This is a genomic window from Myroides odoratus (assembly GCF_965118575.1).
GTDB classification, from domain to species: domain Bacteria; phylum Bacteroidota; class Bacteroidia; order Flavobacteriales; family Flavobacteriaceae; genus Flavobacterium; species Flavobacterium odoratum_B.
The window spans coordinates 32,333-49,895 of the sequence record NZ_CBCPHW010000012.1 but is presented as its reverse complement, the minus strand read 5'-3'; the positions used below and the strand labels follow the sequence as shown (position 1 = coordinate 49,895).

Annotated in this window: 14 protein-coding genes; 5 read left to right on the top strand and 9 right to left on the bottom strand. The window is 33.6% G+C overall.

Annotated elements, in window-relative coordinates; genetic code table 11:
- From ACMHJ2_RS11235 to ACMHJ2_RS11225, 3 genes are all read right to left on the bottom strand, one after another.
- Positions 1-1,014 carry a metal-dependent hydrolase gene (locus tag ACMHJ2_RS11235; RefSeq protein WP_413512951.1) on the bottom strand — a complete coding sequence of 338 codons (1,014 nt, stop codon included), beginning with the start codon at positions 1,012-1,014 and terminating at the stop codon, positions 1-3.
- An 83-nt stretch (positions 1,015-1,097) separates the two neighbouring features.
- On the bottom strand, positions 1,098-1,577 hold the full coding sequence (locus ACMHJ2_RS11230; RefSeq protein ID WP_002985664.1) for an Lrp/AsnC family transcriptional regulator: 480 nt from the start codon (positions 1,575-1,577) through the stop codon (positions 1,098-1,100).
- 84 nt (positions 1,578-1,661) lie between these two features.
- Positions 1,662-2,819, bottom strand: coding sequence for a M14 metallopeptidase family protein (locus ACMHJ2_RS11225; RefSeq protein ID WP_413512950.1), 1,158 nt, complete (start codon positions 2,817-2,819; stop codon positions 1,662-1,664).
- Positions 2,820-3,122: 303 nt separating this feature from the next.
- Between ACMHJ2_RS11225 and ACMHJ2_RS11220 the strand changes: the two genes are divergently transcribed.
- The 4 genes from ACMHJ2_RS11220 (at position 3,123) to ACMHJ2_RS11205 (ending at position 9,471) form a co-directional block, all read left to right on the top strand.
- Positions 3,123-3,557 carry a helix-turn-helix domain-containing protein gene (locus tag ACMHJ2_RS11220; RefSeq protein ID WP_413512949.1) on the top strand — a complete coding sequence of 145 codons (435 nt, stop codon included), beginning with the start codon at positions 3,123-3,125 and terminating at the stop codon, positions 3,555-3,557.
- Between the two features lie 647 nt (positions 3,558-4,204).
- Positions 4,205-6,763 (top strand): ATP-dependent Clp protease ATP-binding subunit, encoded by a 2,559-nt coding sequence (locus ACMHJ2_RS11215; protein ID WP_413512948.1) that lies wholly within the window; start codon positions 4,205-4,207, stop codon positions 6,761-6,763.
- 143 nt (positions 6,764-6,906) lie between these two features.
- Complete coding sequence (gene rimK / locus ACMHJ2_RS11210) at positions 6,907-8,271, top strand: 30S ribosomal protein S6--L-glutamate ligase (protein ID WP_413512947.1); 1,365 nt, start codon at positions 6,907-6,909, stop codon at positions 8,269-8,271.
- 54 nt (positions 8,272-8,325) lie between these two features.
- Positions 8,326-9,471, top strand: a complete 1,146-nt coding sequence (locus ACMHJ2_RS11205) for an LETM1-related biofilm-associated protein (RefSeq protein WP_413512946.1) — start codon at positions 8,326-8,328, stop codon at positions 9,469-9,471.
- On the opposite strand, the gene can is transcribed toward ACMHJ2_RS11205, so the two are convergent.
- Together can and ACMHJ2_RS11195 are read right to left on the bottom strand one after the other, a co-directional pair.
- Complete coding sequence (gene can / locus ACMHJ2_RS11200; protein ID WP_413512945.1) at positions 9,468-10,118, bottom strand: carbonate dehydratase; 651 nt, start codon at positions 10,116-10,118, stop codon at positions 9,468-9,470. The genes ACMHJ2_RS11205 and can overlap by 4 nt on opposite strands.
- An 11-nt stretch (positions 10,119-10,129) precedes the next feature.
- Positions 10,130-10,768 (bottom strand): carbonic anhydrase family protein, encoded by a 639-nt coding sequence (locus tag ACMHJ2_RS11195; protein WP_413512944.1) that lies wholly within the window; start codon positions 10,766-10,768, stop codon positions 10,130-10,132.
- Between the two features lie 391 nt (positions 10,769-11,159).
- Between ACMHJ2_RS11195 and metK the strand changes: the two genes are divergently transcribed.
- Entirely contained in the window at positions 11,160-12,452 is a 1,293-nt protein-coding gene (metK, locus tag ACMHJ2_RS11190; protein WP_413512943.1) for a methionine adenosyltransferase, read from the top strand.
- A gap of 71 nt (positions 12,453-12,523) precedes the next feature.
- Here the strand turns inward: metK and ACMHJ2_RS11185 are convergent, their stop codons facing one another.
- From ACMHJ2_RS11185 to ACMHJ2_RS11170, 4 genes are read right to left on the bottom strand one after another with little or no spacing between them, the layout of a single operon-like run.
- Positions 12,524-14,032, bottom strand: a complete 1,509-nt coding sequence (locus tag ACMHJ2_RS11185; protein ID WP_413512942.1) for a hypothetical protein — start codon at positions 14,030-14,032, stop codon at positions 12,524-12,526.
- A 10-nt stretch (positions 14,033-14,042) separates the two neighbouring features.
- Positions 14,043-15,536 carry a hypothetical protein gene (locus ACMHJ2_RS11180; RefSeq protein ID WP_413512941.1) on the bottom strand — a complete coding sequence of 498 codons (1,494 nt, stop codon included), beginning with the start codon at positions 15,534-15,536 and terminating at the stop codon, positions 14,043-14,045.
- Entirely contained in the window at positions 15,536-16,168 is a 633-nt protein-coding gene (locus ACMHJ2_RS11175) for a hypothetical protein (RefSeq protein ID WP_413512940.1), read from the bottom strand. The genes ACMHJ2_RS11180 and ACMHJ2_RS11175 overlap by 1 nt, the downstream gene beginning before the upstream one ends.
- A 35-nt stretch (positions 16,169-16,203) precedes the next feature.
- A complete protein-coding gene (locus ACMHJ2_RS11170) occupies positions 16,204-16,896 on the bottom strand; it encodes a hypothetical protein (RefSeq protein WP_413512939.1) in 693 nt (230 codons plus the stop codon).
- Positions 16,897-17,563 lie beyond the last annotated feature (667 nt).

Here is a 17,563-nt window from a genome sequence, read left to right as displayed (position 1 = left end):
TTAATCTTCTTTCAATCCGAAAATCTTTCGCCCAATAGATTTCAGCAATTTTAAGCCATCTCTTTTATCTTTCTTCACTTCTTTGACATTCAATTCTCCTTTTTCATCGATATAAAACTTATAACTAAAAGCAAATTGAACCTCGTCCCCCTGCCCTTTCAGCACCCCAAATCTCAAGTCATTAAAATAAATTTCATTGTGTTTTTCAGAAAAAGTATAGCACCCTTCAGAGAGTTTAATCAAGCGATTAATTAAATAATGTTTTTCCAAACTGCCAATAACCTCTCGATTCTTTGGATACGCTTGAAATAGGACTGGTTCTGGATTAAAAAAAGAATATTCTCCAATGAGAAAAGCGTCTTTGGTTTCGACGATTGCAGACCATAAAATCGTATTCATTAGAGTAGGTTTCACAGACATCGACTTGTAGGCAATATGTTGCTGATCCAAAGCGCCTGTAAAATTATAAAAAGCTACTGCTTTTAAGAGCAGAGTTAACGCTAAATAGGAACTACTAATGTACAAGCCCCATTTATTTAAATTCATTCGCCTATTCATATCCGTCTTTTCTAACATCGATCGAATAAGAAAAAACACAAAAGGCAACGTATACAAAGGATCAATAACAAAAATAGATTTAAAGGCAAAAGAATAGTCCAAAGGCCATAAAACACGAGTTCCCCAAGTGGTAAACACGTCTAGTAAAGAATGAGTAAAAAGTCCCCAGAAAAAAAGCCAACAACCTTCTTCATAGGTCACCCCCTTCTTTTTTTCAAACCAATAGAGCAAATAACCAAAAAAGAAAGCGCCAAAAATAGCGAATAAAATAGAGTGAGTAATTCCCCGATGGAATTCCAATGCACTTAGGGGATCAGTAAAATAAATAGCTAAAATATCTAAATCGGGAATAGTTCCCGCTATTGCACCATATAAAACAGCTTTATTTTTTAACTTTCGCCCTAATAAAGCATTGCCAATAGCACCTCCTAAAACAATTTGCGTTAATGAATCCATTCTCTTTACTATATAATAAACGAATATAAAAAAAACTGCCCAAAGGCAGTTTTTTTATTCATTTACTTTTTTAAAAAAATTGATTACAATTCTTTAAAAATTGTATGCATTAATCGTTTTTTATCGTTGATACTCTCTTCAAGAGAAATCATTGATTCTGTTCTGTATACCCCATCAATATCGTCAATCATGTAGATAACTTCTTTTGCATGACGTGTATTTTTGGCTCTGATTTTACAGAACACATTAAATTTACCAGTAGTTACGTGAGCAACTGTCACATATGGAATTTCATTAATTCTCTCTAAGACAAACTTAGTTTGGGAAGTATTGTGTAAAAAGATCCCAATATATGCGATAAACGCATATCCTAATTTCTCGTAATCAAGAGTTAATGATGAACCTTGGATAATTCCAGCATCTTCCATTTTTTTCACACGTACATGCACTGTACCTGCGGAAATTAATAACTTTTTAGCGATATCTGTAAACGGTACTCTCGTATTATCGATCAGCATATCTAAGATCTGGTGGTCGATTTCATCTAAACGAAACTTACTCATAAATCAATTATTTATGTTAATTCTAAATCTATATTTCAGTACAATAATAATAAAAAAAAATCTTATTTATTCAAAAAATAGCAATTATACCTCTTTTTTTAATAAATAATTAACCTCTTCCATTGAAAACGCTATAACATCCTCAAAATTTCGTTCAAAAATCTCACTTGGTTTTTTAATAAAAGTGTCTACAATACACTCTTTTTCTATTAAAGTATGCCCAAATTTACTTTGTTTTTCATCAATTTCCACAATAACAGGGTGAAATTTAACATTTTCTCCTTCCAACACCTCTTTGTATTGAATATTTACTATAAATTTTCTTCCAAGACTAAGAATATTTACATTCTTTACTTCTACATCACAAAAATTCTTTGTATTCTCTGGAAGCAAAAAGTAGGAATCCATAGCAGAGTCCTTATATCTATTTGTAGCTATACTATCTAATACACGCAGTAAACTAACTGCTACAATTTCTCGCGTATTTTCTCTTTGATAATCTGTACCTAAATGGCCCGCTTCTATTAGTACAGTTGGAATTCCTCTCGTTTGCGCATAATCGCCAATACAATTTATATTATAAGAGTCATCAAATCTTCCGACATGACCTGGTATAATTTGTTGTACCACCTCATTCATCGCCACAATCAATTGTATTGCTTTTTTCCTAGTTTCATTCAATTCTCTCTCCTCATTATAAGCAGGGGCTAAAAATGAAATTGCCGCAGATTGTCCTGTTTCTCCTACACCAAAAATACTGCGTTGGTCATGTAAATTAAAAGCAAAATCAGGTTGTATTTCATCTAATAAGTTACGCAATATTTTACTTTCAGGCTGACTTAAATGAATAGAGTCTCGATTCAAATCTACTTGATTTGCATTTACCCTTGTATAATAAAAAGCTCCATCTGGATTTAAAACAGGAACTACAAGTAAGGTAAATTTCTCTCGCCATTCTCTTATTTTTTCATCCTTAGATTCATTTAAATAATTCAGTAAATCTAAGACAGCTTTTGTGGTAGTAGATTCATTTCCGTGCATCTGAGACCACATCAAAATCTTTGTTTTACCATGTCCAAACTTCACAGAAAAAACAGGTCTATTTTCAACTGATTTACCAACAACATCAACCTTAAAGTAATGCTTTAAGTCTTTTAAGAAAAGTTCTATTTTTTCATTCGTAATATATCGCCCTGAAATTTCTTGTACTTTATAGGCTTGTGCCTTCTGTTGCTCGTTCATTTTATAACTTAGTTTACAATATTACAAATGTAAACATTTCATTTTTTACATTTGTAAACACCTGTTTCTTTTACTTATTTCACAAATGTCAACAATTTTACACCACGCAAACCAAATCAATGCTTTATCTTTTTTTAAAACCTAAAAAATGTTTTTATATTACTGTGATTCAACAGATAAGAACACCTTACTTAAACTAAAACTACAATGTATTTCTCTTTTTTTAATTTTGTACACATTTGTTACTTAACTATTTTAATTACATTTGTAAACTATTTAATATAAAAATACACAATTGTAGTCATGGAGGATTTTGTAAACAGATTGGAATTTATCTTGGAGCATTTTGAGTTATCTGCTTCTTCTTTTGCCGATAAAATTGGCGTTCAAAGATCGAGTTTATCTCATATTTTATCTGGCAGAAATAAGGCAAGTTTGGATTTTATTTTAAAGATAAATGAGGCTTTTCCTGAGCTAAATATTGAGTGGTTAATTAAGGGGATTGGCTCCTATTCTGAGGATGTAAAACCAGAAAAAAATTCGACAAAATCCATGAACTTATTTACAGAAGATTCCCAAATAACAAATCCAAAAAGCGCTTCTTTTCCAACTACTATGGAAGTAAAAAAGGAGACCCCTACTTCTAAATCAATTCCAGATTTTTTCACTTCTTCGGATATGGAACAGATTGTTGTTTTTTATAAAGATGGAACTTTTACTACCTATAAACCTCGATAAAAAATCGAGCTACTTACAAGTAGAAACCCTTTTTAATTTTAGTGCTATGCTATTTGTTTTCGCGCCTGATCTAAATTTATTTTTCTTGATTTTTAATTCTTAAAAACAAGAGCCTGAAATTTAAAATTTGCCCGATACCTAGCTCTTTTATTTTTGCGAATTCTTTTTTTTAGGCCTTTTCAAAGTTTAATTCACCCCAAAAATTACCTTTGATTTCTTAGTCTCTTTGCTAGAACTAACTCCCCTAAATTTTAATTTTGTAAAACAAACTCACATTCCTTTCTACTTTTATGACTTTACTTCTTGTGTTGATTTTTATTTATTTTCTCAAACAAGTGGCTAAGCTCAAAATGACGAAGACTCGAAACTTTGTTTTAAATCTCTCCAGTAAAAAGGAAAAGACATTTGCTTTTCATTTAGACAAAATAGAACTCCCTACATCATCCCCGCTACATCCCCTTTGCGATTTCCTAAGAAGAAGTTGTTTTATTTCTTTGTTTACCCAATAAAAAAGAAGGTATAATATTTTTATTTACCAGATTTTTTTTGTCAATTAGCATATGACAGAAGGTCTACAAATGATAACTAGGTATGCTTTTTGACTTATCTATTGTGTATAAATAAATAATCACCTAAATTCAGTTTATATGGACGAAAATTTTTCACAAGAAATAAAAGATGTTATTTCCTTTAGTAAGGACGAGGCATTACGTCTAGGTCATGACTTTATAGGAACTGAACACTTTTTGTTAGCCTTATTGAGAATTGAGCAAGGTGAAGCATCAACTATTCTACAAAATTTAGAAGTAGATATTGACTTTTTAAGACATAAAGTTGAGAACTTAACCCCTTATTCTTCTGCTAAAACAGCAGTTAACGAGAAAGGATCACTATATCTTACCAAGCAGGCAGAAAGAGCTTTGCGCTTAACCTATCTTGAAGTTAAAGTATTCAAGAATATTGAAGTTACTTCGGCTCATTTGCTATTGTGTATCTTAAAAAACAATGAAGATCCTATTACACAAATTTTAAATAAGATGAATGTGGATTATGAGAATGTAAAGAAATACTATGTCGAATTTCATTCTGATGAAAAGAAAGAATCGGATGGTGAAGATATTTTTCACAGTCCCAAAGCAGAGACTTTCGAAGAATCAGGACAAAATGACAGTTCTAGTAGTAAAAAAACTGACACACAATCCCCTACACCAAACAAAAAAAGTAAAACTCCGGTTTTAGATAATTTTGGTAGAGATTTAACAGAAATGGCCATTGAGGGAAAATTAGATCCTGTAATTGGTCGTGAGAAAGAAATTGAGCGCGTTTCTCAAATTCTAAGTCGCAGAAAGAAAAATAATCCCTTACTTATTGGTGAGCCTGGAGTTGGAAAATCTGCTATTGCCGAAGGATTGGCCTTAAAAATCATTCAGAAGAAAGTTTCTCGTGTTTTATTCAATAAGCGTGTGGTTACACTTGATTTAGCGAGTTTAGTTGCTGGTACAAAGTACAGAGGGCAATTTGAAGAGCGAATGAAAGCGGTAATGAATGAGTTGGAAAAGAACACGGATATCATCTTGTTTATTGATGAGATTCATACGATTGTTGGTGCTGGTGGAGCTACGGGTTCCTTAGATGCTTCAAATATGTTCAAACCTGCTTTAGCTAGAGGTGAAATTCAATGTATTGGTGCTACAACTTTAGATGAATTCAGACAACATATTGAAAAAGATGGAGCTTTAGAGCGTCGTTTTCAAAAAATATTAGTTGAGCCTACCTCTGTTGATGAGACCATTATCATTTTGCACAACATCAAGGATAAATATGAAGCGCACCACAATGTTACCTACACAGATGCAGCAATAGAAGCCTGTGTGAAGTTAACCAACCGTTATATGATGGACCGATTTTTACCAGACAAAGCAATTGATGCCTTGGATGAAGTAGGATCACGTGTACATATCACCAATATTCATGTTCCTGCAAACATTCTCAATTTAGAGCAAGAATTGGATCAAGTTCGCGAAAGTAAAAACGAAATGGTTCAAAAGCAGAAATATGAAGAAGCAGCAAGCCTCAGAGATAAAGAGAAAAATATTGAAAAAGAGTTAGAAATAGCTCAAGAAATATGGGAAAAAGAAGTTAAAGACAATCGCATTCAAATTACTGAGGATGATGTTGCAGATGTTGTTTCAATGATGTCCGGAATTCCTGTTAACCGTATTGCTGAAAAAGAGATTACGAAATTAGCTAACTTACCTGCAATCATCAAAGACAAAGTAATAGGCCAAGATGAAGCGGTTGGCAAGGTAGCCAAAGCGATTCAACGCAATCGAGCTGGATTAAAAGACCCTAATAAACCCATTGGATCCTTTATCTTTTTAGGGCAAACTGGAGTTGGTAAAACACAGCTTGCTAAGGTAATTGCCAAAGAACTTTTTGATTCTGAAGATGCACTTGTTCGCATTGACATGAGTGAATATATGGAGAAATTTGCGCTATCTCGTTTGATTGGAGCTCCTCCAGGTTATGTTGGGTATGAAGAAGGAGGGCAATTAACTGAAAAGATTCGAAGAAAACCCTATAGTGTAATTTTATTTGATGAAATTGAAAAAGCACATCCTGATATCTTTAATATGCTGTTACAAGTATTAGATGACGGACATTTAACGGATAGTTTAGGGCGAAAAGTTGATTTTAGAAATACGATTGTCATTATGACTTCAAATATTGGAGTTCGCCAATTGAAAGATTTCGGTCAAGGTGTTGGTTTTGGCACACAAGCGCGCAAAGAACAAACAGACCAGCACAGCAAATCGGTAATTGAAAGTGCACTGAAAAAAGCATTTGCTCCGGAGTTCTTAAACCGTATTGACGACATTGTTGTATTCAATACCTTAGAAAAAGAACATATTAATTCTATTATTGATATAGAACTAGCAAAGTTGTTTCATCGAATTGAAGATTTAGGCTATAAACTTATCCTAACTGAAAAAGCTAAAAACTTTATTGCTGATAAAGGTTTTGACAAGCAATATGGAGCAAGACCTTTAAAAAGGGCCATTCAAAAATACCTTGAAGACCCAATTGCTGAAGAGATTGTAAATTCAAAGTTAGTTGTGGGTGATACCATTACTTTGGATGCACCAAAAGAAGAAAATGGAGAAAAACTAATCATCAAAATAAAAACAAAAAAACCTGCTAATTAGCAGGTTTTTTCGCTTTCATTTAGTTGATTTTTGACTAAAATTCTTGCATTTGTTATTTAAACGTTATTTTTTATTTTTTTATCTTTATAAAACAATAGCAATTGTTTTAAAGTATTATTTTCGCAACTGAATAATTAAATAGAATGGTAGATAAACTCATTGTTGGTAGTGAAGAATGGTGTTCTTTCTCTACATTAAATATCCCTGCAATTAAAGCTCGTGTAGATTCTGGAGCAAAGACTTCTGCTTTACACGCAGTAAACATCAATCCTTTTGAAAAAGAAGGAGAAAAATGGGTTAAGTTTGATGTAAATCCTCTACAACATAACGGCAAAACAATTATACATTGTGAAGCTAAAGTTGTGGATAAAAGAATTGTAAAAAGTTCTAGTGGTAATAGAGAATCTCGTTATGTCATTAAAACCACAATTGTTTTAGGTGAGATGTCTTGGGAAATTGAATTAACCTTGACCAATAGAGACTCTATGGGGTATCGCATGCTATTAGGTAGAGAAGCGATGGGTGGACGTGTTTTAGTAGATCCTGAAAAACACTTTTTACTAGGACAGCCTACAGTTGAAAAACTAGATGAATACTACAATAAACCTAAGGAAAACAAAAATGGTTTGAGAATAGGATTATTGGCAAGTAACCCCGATTTATATAGTAATCAAAGAATTATAGAAGCAGGAGAATTAAGAGGACATGAAATGCACTTTTTAAACTTGAAGTACTGCTATATGAAATTAGATGCTAACCAACCTGAAATTCATTATAGAGGTGGCAGAGTATTGAATGATTTTGACGCGGTTATTCCTCGTATTAGACCGAGTATGACCTATTATGGTTGTGCCTTAACTCGTCATTTCGAATCTTTAAAAGTATATAGTTTAAATAGCGCTTCTGCTATCGCACAATCTAGAGATAAATTATTCTCTTTGCAATTGCTATTAAATCATGGAATTGATATTCCAACCACTGGTTTTGCAAACTCTCCCTTAGATACTAATGATTTGATTAAAATGGTCGGAGGAAGTCCTTTGATTGTCAAGTTATTAGAAGGAACTCAAGGAAAAGGAGTTGTTTTGGCAGAAACCAAAAAAGCAGCAGAAAGTGTAATTAATGCTTTTAAAAGCCTAAATGCTAATATTTTAGTTCAAGAATTTATCAAAGAAGCGAATGGAAAAGATATCCGTTGTTTTGTTGTAGATGGCAAAGTAGTAGCTGCTATTCAAAGAGAAGCTGTTCCTGGCGAATTTAGAGCTAATATACACTTAGGTGGTACGGCTTCTATTATCAAAGTTACCCCTGAAGAAAAACGCATTGCTATACGCGCTACCAAAGCTATGAATCTAAAAGTAGCAGGTGTAGACATTATTCGATCTGCCAAAGGGCCTTTATTGTTAGAAGTAAATTCTTCCCCTGGTTTAGAAGGAATTGAAGGTGCTACCAATAAAGATATTGCATCTGAAATGATTAAGGCAATCGAAAAACAAGTTAAATGGTAAAGAAATAGCTTAAAAGCTATTTCTTGCCTTTCTAATCTAACGCCTCTTGTCTTTATGAACCCATCAACCGCTGGCTGGATAAAAAAATACTTTTCTGAACAAGATAAATACACTATTTTCAAAGCGACAAATTCTACTGAATTAGCGCATGAAATTAGGAGTATAGGCTTTAGTTTTGGCCAAATAAAAAACAGCGAATTTCCTCCTATTTACACCACCTTTAATTATACCCAAGAGGAATTGGCAAAAATGAGCTTTTTACAGCTGCTAGAGAAAGTCTATTTTTTCAAGAACCCTACCCATACTACGGATCAATTTATCACTAGTTTACTTGATTTCTATCAGCTTTTTGTACCTCATAAAACTAATTTCTTCTCTAGTCTTTTTGAAGAGAAAAATACGTATTCCAGATTGGAACACTTATTTGCTATGAAATGGAAAGAAAATTTCTTTTCCCAGTCTAAAAGCAATAATTTAGTGCTTAATCTGCTTATTTTATCCATTTATCTCTTAACCTTTGAGTCTTATTTAACGGGGAAAATTCATCCGAACTTCTATCATGTTTATATTGAAGACCTCATTCAAACTATTTTAAATCAAGCTCAACGTCAAACTAATGCAGAAGTTTATGTAGGGGATATAACAAATGACTTTGCCCTAGATGAGTCGATGGATATAAAACCATCATATTTAGAATTGAGTTTGATTCTTGATATTGTAATGTGTAGTTCGTGGAACAATGAGACCAAGACCTTAGCCTTGCCTGATTTATCACTGGAGCCTTTTAGTAGATTGGCTTTTTCTGAAGAGCAAATTGAGGATAGCAGAATGTGTTTCATGCTTTTTTTACAACAAAATGACTACAATTATTTTTATTTAAAGTCGACCAATTTGTTCAACAATATGATTAACAATTCAACAAATTATGTGGAATTTTTAGTAGGAAGAAATAAAGGGAGGATTATAAAAGAGATTCAGAAAAATAAGCAATTGATGCAGTTATTAATTGATTCTACGCATCGAAATTTAGATATACAAGAAAAGAAATTGATTAAAAAACAAACCTTTGAAGTAATTAAAACCATTCCTTCTCTTGCTATATTTATGTTGCCAGGCGGAACTATATTATTGCCTATTATATTAAAATTTATTCCCTCGCTCCTACCTTCCTCATTTAATGAGAATTTGGATTCAGATTAAATTTTTCTAAATCGAAGTTGATAAACCTCATCAAGGTCTTGATTACTTGTAACATTCACTTCTAAATCTGTTACATATCCGGAGTTTAATCCATACACCCAACCGTGAATACTCAAGTCTTGATTTCGGGCCCAAGCGCCTTGAACAATAGAAGTTTTGGCTAAATCATACACTTGTTCTTGTACGTTTAATTCAACAAATCGATTAAAGCGTTCGGTAGTATCATCAATACCATCTAGCTCGACATTGTGCAAACGATAAACCGTTTTTATGTGTCTAATCCAATTGTCTATTAACCCATAAGATTCATTTTTCATCGCCGCTTCTACTCCTCCACATCCGTAATGACCACACACAATAATATTGGTGACCTTTAGAATATTTACAGCATAATCCAATACACTCAACATATTCATATCGGAATGGATGACCATATTAGCTATATTTCTATGAACAAATACATCTCCTGGCTCAGCACCAATAATTTCATTTGCAGGCACTCGACTATCGGAACAACCAATCCACAAAACGGGAGGGGTTTGTTTGTGCGATAAACGTCTAAAATACTCCGGATTAATAGCTAGTTTTTCTTCTACCCAAGCCTTGTTGTTTTCTAGTATCTTTTTATAAAAATCGTTGTGTTTCAAAATTTTGTCTTTTATTCAATAAACATTTCTTTTACAAAGTCTACTTCTCCTGTCTCTACTTTGTAAAAAGCACCTGTAATTCCAATTTCTCCTTTGCTATACATTTCTCGCAGCACCTCACTATGGGATAGAATATGGTCAATGGTATATTCTACATTGTATAAGGCAACTTTGTCTACCCCTTCTTTTGAGGTAATATCTAGGTCTGGATAGGCTTGTTTTACGTAACCAACAGAAGGCTCCACTTTTTGCAACAAATTACTTAGATGGCCTAGTTTAACTTCCTTACAAGCTCCTGTAATCGCTCCACAGTGTGAATGTCCTAAGACAACGATTAATTTCGAACCTGCTAATTTACAAGCAAACTCCATAGAACCAATAATATCTTCATTGCTGATATTACCTGCAATTCGCGTACTAAATATATCTCCTAAACCTTGGTCGAAAATAAGTTCTGCGGAAGTTCTACTATCAATACAACTTAAAATAATAGCGAAAGGAAATTGACTTTCTTTGGTTTCATTTACCTGCTCCAATAAATTGGCATGGGCTTTTAAATTGGCGACAAAGCGTTTATTTCCATCCTTTAAAAAAGACAGCGCTAATTGCGGCGTCATTGATCTTTGATCTTCTATATTATGTAGTCTCATTCTTACGCGATTAATACGATAATAATTCAAAACAAATGTAAGTATAAATGGTTTTTAAAATAAAAATAAAGCGATAAAACCCCCTATTTTTATCAATACACAAAAAACATAACATTTTTTAAGAAATTAAACCTCACAGATGTTTGCTAACTAATTCAGATAAAGATACATTTCTTGTGGATTAGTAAAAATCATATAATCGTTAAGAGGAACATAAAAAGTTCGAAAATAGAGTTAGATTAAAAAAATAGTTGATACATTTGCAGAGAATTTCATAGGAGGAAAAATTTGTACTGATTGCAACCTCGGTAAAAAAATGCTAAAGCAGAATCATTGTATCTTCACTTTAGCCATTTCCTCTTTTTTTTAAACATTTAAAAAAACATATTATATGGCTTATTACTTCACATCCGAATCTGTAAGTGAAGGACATCCTGATAAAATTGCAGATCAAATTTCAGATGCTTTAATTGATAATTTTCTTGCTTTTGATTTAGAATCGAAAGTAGCCTGTGAGACATTAGTTACTACGGGTCAGGTGATACTTGCTGGGGAGGTAAAATCAAAAACGTATTTAGATGTACAACAAATTGCTCGAGATGTAATCAATAAAATTGGTTATACGAAGAGTGAGTATATGTTTGACGGTAATTCGTGTGGTATTTTATCTGCTATACACGAACAATCTGCAGAAATCAGTCAAGGCGTTGAGCGCTCAAGTAAAGAAGATCAAGGAGCAGGAGATCAAGGGATGATGTTTGGTTATGCTACAACAGAGACCGAAGACTATATGCCTTTGGCCTTAGATTTATCTCACAAATTATTGCAAGAACTTGCAGTTATTCGCAGAGAAAACAAAGCTGTTACCTACCTACGTCCTGATGCTAAGAGTCAAGTTACCTTAGAATACAATGACGACAACAAACCGGTTCGCATTGTAACCATTGTACTTTCTACTCAACACGATGATTTTATTCAAGCAGAAAACAATACTCTGGAGGCTAAAATCACTGCTGAAAAAGCGATGCAAACTCAAATTAAGAAAGATATTATTGAGATTTTAATTCCTCGTGTATTAGCTAAATATCCACAGTATGAATATTTATTTCAAGGAGAAGAAGCGATTGAATTCTTAATCAATCCAACGGGAGTATTTATCATAGGTGGTCCTCATGGCGATACGGGCTTAACTGGAAGAAAAATCATCGTTGATACCTACGGAGGAAAAGGAGCTCATGGAGGTGGTGCATTTTCAGGGAAAGATCCTAGTAAAGTAGACCGAAGTGCGGCTTATGCTACGCGTCATATTGCTAAAAATCTTGTAGCTGCAGGAGTTGCAGAAGAAGTATTAGTACAAGTTTCGTATGCGATTGGTATTGCAAAACCAACGGGTATCTATGTTAACACCTACGGTACTGCAAAAGTTAGCCTTACAGATGGAGAAATTGCAAAAAAAGTAAATGAGCTTTTTGATTTAAGACCTTATTTTATTGAAACAAGTTTAAAATTGCGAAATCCAATCTACAGTGAAACAGCAGCTTACGGGCATATGGGACGCAAACCACAAGTAGTGACCAAAACTTTCACAAGACCTGGAGGAGAAACCAAACAAATTGAAGTTGAATTGTTTACTTGGGAAAAACTAGATCGTGTAGATGATATCAAAAAATCATTTAACTTATAAAACTAAATCAAAAACGCTTAGCGAAATGCTAAGCGTTTTTTTTACTTCCAAAAACTAAAAAACCGTTGGGTCTACTTTATTGTTTTAACTCCTTTATTTACAAGTAATGGAGGATTGCGATAGAGTGGAATTTCCGAAGTAAAATTCAAGGTGACAGCGGCTGTCGTCGATCGATATTCTTCTGCACTAATATCCACTCCTGTAGGGGGGCGTTTATTTTTGATATCATAATACAGTGTATAACTTTTATCTTTAAACCCTTCAACAGGTGAGAATATTACTTCTCCACTGCTGCTATTATATTGAAAATCGCCTACTTTTGGCACTACCAAATGATGAGGGTCATCATGTACTGTATACGCTTTTGTATTTGCATTAAATAGTTTAAATCGAAAAGAATCTAGATCTAAAAATAAGGTTGAAGGATTAGGAGGGTTTAAGACAGAATATACATTGGAATCATACCCTACTGCACTATACAAGGGCTTGAAAGCAAACACTCTATTATATATTACATTTGGAATCACAATATCAATTACTTGAGGTGAAAAAGGCAAGCTCAATGAAATATTTCGAATATGTGCACGAACAGAAGCCGCTCCTGTAGATCCTGTAAAGGCCATTTTCATTGTAGAGGGAATCATCATACTCATACTATTTATTGCGGTTGGCGTCATTCCATCAATCATTTGTTCTTCATATTTAATACTACCTGCCTTAGGTACAAAATAGTTGAGTATTATAGAGGAAATATAACTATCATTTACAATATCAACGGAAATAAAAAACCCTTCCTGTCCACTAGAATCTTCTCTACCTGGCACTAAAGATATCCTTGCTTTTCTGTACCCTGTCTCACCTGAAGAAGCATTTAATACCCCGCCACGAAGGCTAAAGCGCTGTCCTATTAATCCTTTTTGTTTACTAATTACTTTACCCGTATTGCGATCTAAGTACAAATTTGTATTGGTTCTTGTTCCTACTGCAAAAAGAACAGGATATCCTTCACTCGTACTAGTTACGCTATAAGGGCCTCGTAAAACAACAAAATTTCCTTCCGGATTCAGTGTGAGACCATTTCTAATTTCGTTGTCTCCTCTTGTTATTTTTTTATAATTTCCAAATAAATCTAAACCGAGTCCAAAAATACCTTGCGTAAATCCTGGTGTATGGTTACTCCCGTATTTCTTAGTATAAGCATAGCCCAAAGCTCCTCCTTTATCGCCTAGTTGAGGATTTCTTTCATTCGCATTAAAAAGAACCATGGCAATACCATCTCCATATTTTTTATCTTCCATTCTTCCTATATCCAATCCATATTCAAACTCTAGGATGAACCCTTTACTTGTAGTAAACGTTAAATTATTTAAATATACACCTGAATATTGATGTTGCGCATCTAGTAATTTAATTCCATTGCGATCATAGGTAACTAACCCCGTTCTACTTTCACCTAATAAAGTAAAATCTCCTTTCTTTTGTCCTGAATTAAAATAGGGAAATTGAGCGTGAAATAGGGAACTGTTTAAACCAAATAAAACAAGTAGAACAAATTTTATTTTTATACTCTTTATTTTCATCTTCTTTTTTTTAAAGTGAATGACCATTAACCATAATAATATCATTGCAATTATGAGTAAAATTCAATTTTATCATGGCATTATTTGATCTAAATTGCTCCCCTCCTAAATTTGTATTTTCTCCTATAGTTTCCTTATTCTTTATATTAAAATAAACTTGATCGCGAGTAGCTGTCATTCCCTTCTTAGGTATAAAAACAACTTGTGTAGTTATTGGATCGTATTCATATCTCCCATTCCGTGTTGTCGCCACATAAGGTTCTGCCGTCTTTTCTAAGAGATCATTGGAGAATGTTACAAATTGAAAACTATAAGGATCTAAATATTCCTTGCTACCTAAAGCCTCTTGATTATCTCCTGCCTGATATATATTGGTATTAAAGCCTAAACTATTGCTTAGCACATCTATTGTCGTTAGATCATCTTTACAGGCATTCTCTAGTATTACGTCCTTTACAGCAGGGGAAAATGGAAGTACAATACTTATATTTCTAACATATGTTTTTTGAAAAGCTAACCCGGTTGCCCCAGTAAATCCCAACTTTAGTGTATTGGGCGTTTTGATATTTTTAGACGTTAAAATATCATTCATCCCATTTTGTGTCTCATAATACTTCATCAAACCCGTTTTAGGAAAATAAAAATCATTTACGATACAACTTCTCTCTCGCCCATGTATAACCTCTACTTTTAGATAATACCCTCTTTCAGTACCAACTGTTGTAGGTAATAAACTAACGATAACTCGTCTATAAGAAGGATGTCCATATTCTGCAGCAATATCATATTCACTATTTACATTACTCTCTCGCAATTTAAAAGAGAAACCCTTTGGATCTGGAGCTACAAAATTATTTTCAAAATTGCCATTGAGGAGATTAAGTTTATATCGATTGTAGATAGTAGAAACACCCTGAGAAATTAAGACTGGATAGCCTTCCAGTAAATTACCTTGTCCTCTGATGGTAATATGATCTGTTTCTCTATTTTCTAATCGAATTCCATTGCGAAATTCAGAAGAATCTTGCATTCTAGATTTAAAATTTCCATATAAATCAATTCCTACAGCTAAAAAGCCTTTGGTTAATCCATTCCTATTACCTGCTTGTATGTTACTTTTGGCATAACTATACCCAAGTCCAGCCCCTTTTGCGCCCATAATAGGATCATCTACACTCCCATCAAATAATACTAAGGCAAACCCATCTCCAGCCCCATAATTCGTTTCTGGACCTTTGCCTGTCATGATATAATCGAATTCAATACTAAAACCGCGATCAATTGTAAAGGCAATATCATTGAGAAAAAACCCTCTAATTTCATTATCTCCTCTTGTTAATTCTGCTCCATATGGCGTAAAATTAACCCGATTTGTCCCCTGAAATTGATTAAAATCATTGCCCGATACCGCAGGATTCACATAAGGAAACTGGGCATACATTTGTACCTCTTGAACAAAAAAAAGCACAAGTAAACCAAGTAGTTGTACAAGCTTATTGGCCATTATTTCTTCACTATAATTATATTCAAATAACTCGACGCTGATACCCTATTCACATTGGACTTATAGACTAAATACTGTTTGCCATTATCAATTTGAACTGTGGGCGCAGTACTAAATGCAATAGCATCATATCCCGTAATCACGAACTTTACCTCATTTTCTTCCCAAATGGATAGAACCCCGTTATCTGCTATTTGTTTCTTATATTCTTGATACAAATCTATTTTTTGCTCGGTTGTTTGAAACATTTGAATGGGAAAAGAAGGCATATAAATCCACTGTTCTTTGGCTTCACTAGTTCCTCCTTCCCACATCGTACCATTCCAAACTTTTAATCCTGCCGAAATCTCTTCATTCCCTATGTGGTAGATCTGCAAACCAATATGCTCTATCTTGTTTGCTTCTGTTTCTGTTTGGACCAATGGAACCAAACTTGTTAGACTGGCTAATTTTACACGAGGTAATAGCAGTCCTTTATTTCCGGTAATATTTTCCGTGTTCGCCTTATACTCTTTCAAATCCAATAAAGCCCCTTCTGCGGGATAGGTTGCCCCTCCAATTACTACTTGTCCATAAAATAAATGAACGGATCCTAATACAAATAAGAAGGCTATTAGTATTTTATTTTTCATATTTCTTCAGTATAATTGTTTTAATTCTTGCGCTATTAATTTGCAGGTAAGGTAGAAACATAAGTCAAAATCAGCTGATAATTACCTATGGGCAATGCGGTATACATGTTCTTTATTCCGAAATAGAAAGACAAACCTCTCTCATTGGAAATAGTAGAAATAGTCTGTAAGACAAGTTCGCCTGTAGGGTCATAGATTTTCGCGTCCATTACTTTATCCAAATTAGCAATCAGCAAGGGTTCTTTACTTGTTGTATTGTAGTTTAAATCAGTTCCTTCAGGTTTTGCTACTTCGATATCAAATCGACCGATAAAAACTATTTTATTGTCAATAATCTGGTGTGTCGGCACAGGAGGATTACCTATGATTTCTTTTGACTGTTGCAGCTGTTGTATTTTTTGTTCTAATTTTTCTATCTCAATACCAACTTCTGTATCTAAAGCTAATAGCTCCCAGTTGTTTCCCGTCCAGAAGTAAAACCCTTTTTGGGATATTGTCCCTTCTCCTGTATTAAAAACAAGAACCCCGATAGGATTCGTACCTCCTGCCAAAACCATATCAGCATTCAAATCTATGCGCGGAAATAACACACCTCGATCAGAGGCACTGAGTTCTAATATAGCTGCTTGATGGGGTTGTACTGTGCCAATACCTATATTTTCTTGTGCCCTCATTGCTGTTGCACCAAAAAAAAGCAACACCATAACGATCCATTTCTTATTCTTCATTTTCTTTTATTTTACTCCTGCAAAACAAAAACAGAAACAAAGAAAAAAAAGGATAAACCGTAAAAAAGTTAAAGCAAATTCCTTTTTACCTTTTTACGGTATAGTAGTAAGATATCTTTTTTTCAAAAAACAAAACCACATAAACGTAAGTTAAAACAGCACATTATAGTTTCTATTTTGATAAAAAATAACGTATTTATTGACTTATTCTATCAAATGAGTGTGGCATATTCTTGGTGTACTCTCCTTTTAAATTCTTGTTTTTTAAAAATTACCTGTCCTTCTTCAAAAGCTTTTTTGAGGTACATCTTACCGTTAATTCTACAAATAAAGGAGGTTATAAATTGTAGATATTTTACGTGCACTCCTTGTTTGCCTTTCATTTAGAACAGAATAAAGCCAAAAATTGAAGGTATGTATCTTAGGAACATACGAGGGGATAGCACGAAGAGTGGTATATAGGATGTGACTCTTCTCCTTCCTTCTATTCAGGATGAAAGGAATTGAAATACCCTTTTATTTTCAGCGTTAGATACAAATCGTAAAATAGAATGGTTGAAAATATATTTTTTGACTAGTTCCTTACTTTTGCTTCTAATCTGGTATTTGAGAATAAGGCTTGAAAAACAAAAGGAGTTGTCTTTTTGAGACAACTCCTTTTTATAGT

Coding starts and splice junctions, on each gene's coding strand:
- ACMHJ2_RS11235 (WP_413512951.1), bottom strand. CDS start 1,014: ATGGATTCATTAACGCAAATTGTTTTAGGAGGTGCTATTGGCAATGCT.
- ACMHJ2_RS11230 (WP_002985664.1), bottom strand. CDS start 1,577: ATGAGTAAGTTTCGTTTAGATGAAATCGACCACCAGATCTTAGATATG.
- ACMHJ2_RS11225 (WP_413512950.1), bottom strand. CDS start 2,819: ATGAACGAGCAACAGAAGGCACAAGCCTATAAAGTACAAGAAATTTCA.
- ACMHJ2_RS11220 (WP_413512949.1), top strand. CDS start 3,123: ATGGAGGATTTTGTAAACAGATTGGAATTTATCTTGGAGCATTTTGAG.
- ACMHJ2_RS11215 (WP_413512948.1), top strand. CDS start 4,205: ATGGACGAAAATTTTTCACAAGAAATAAAAGATGTTATTTCCTTTAGT.
- rimK (WP_413512947.1), top strand. CDS start 6,907: ATGGTAGATAAACTCATTGTTGGTAGTGAAGAATGGTGTTCTTTCTCT.
- ACMHJ2_RS11205 (WP_413512946.1), top strand. CDS start 8,326: ATGAACCCATCAACCGCTGGCTGGATAAAAAAATACTTTTCTGAACAA.
- ACMHJ2_RS11195 (WP_413512944.1), bottom strand. CDS start 10,768: ATGAGACTACATAATATAGAAGATCAAAGATCAATGACGCCGCAATTA.
- metK (WP_413512943.1), top strand. CDS start 11,160: ATGGCTTATTACTTCACATCCGAATCTGTAAGTGAAGGACATCCTGAT.
- ACMHJ2_RS11185 (WP_413512942.1), bottom strand. CDS start 14,032: ATGAAAATAAAGAGTATAAAAATAAAATTTGTTCTACTTGTTTTATTT.
- ACMHJ2_RS11180 (WP_413512941.1), bottom strand. CDS start 15,536: ATGGCCAATAAGCTTGTACAACTACTTGGTTTACTTGTGCTTTTTTTT.
- ACMHJ2_RS11175 (WP_413512940.1), bottom strand. CDS start 16,168: ATGAAAAATAAAATACTAATAGCCTTCTTATTTGTATTAGGATCCGTT.
- ACMHJ2_RS11170 (WP_413512939.1), bottom strand. CDS start 16,896: ATGAAGAATAAGAAATGGATCGTTATGGTGTTGCTTTTTTTTGGTGCA.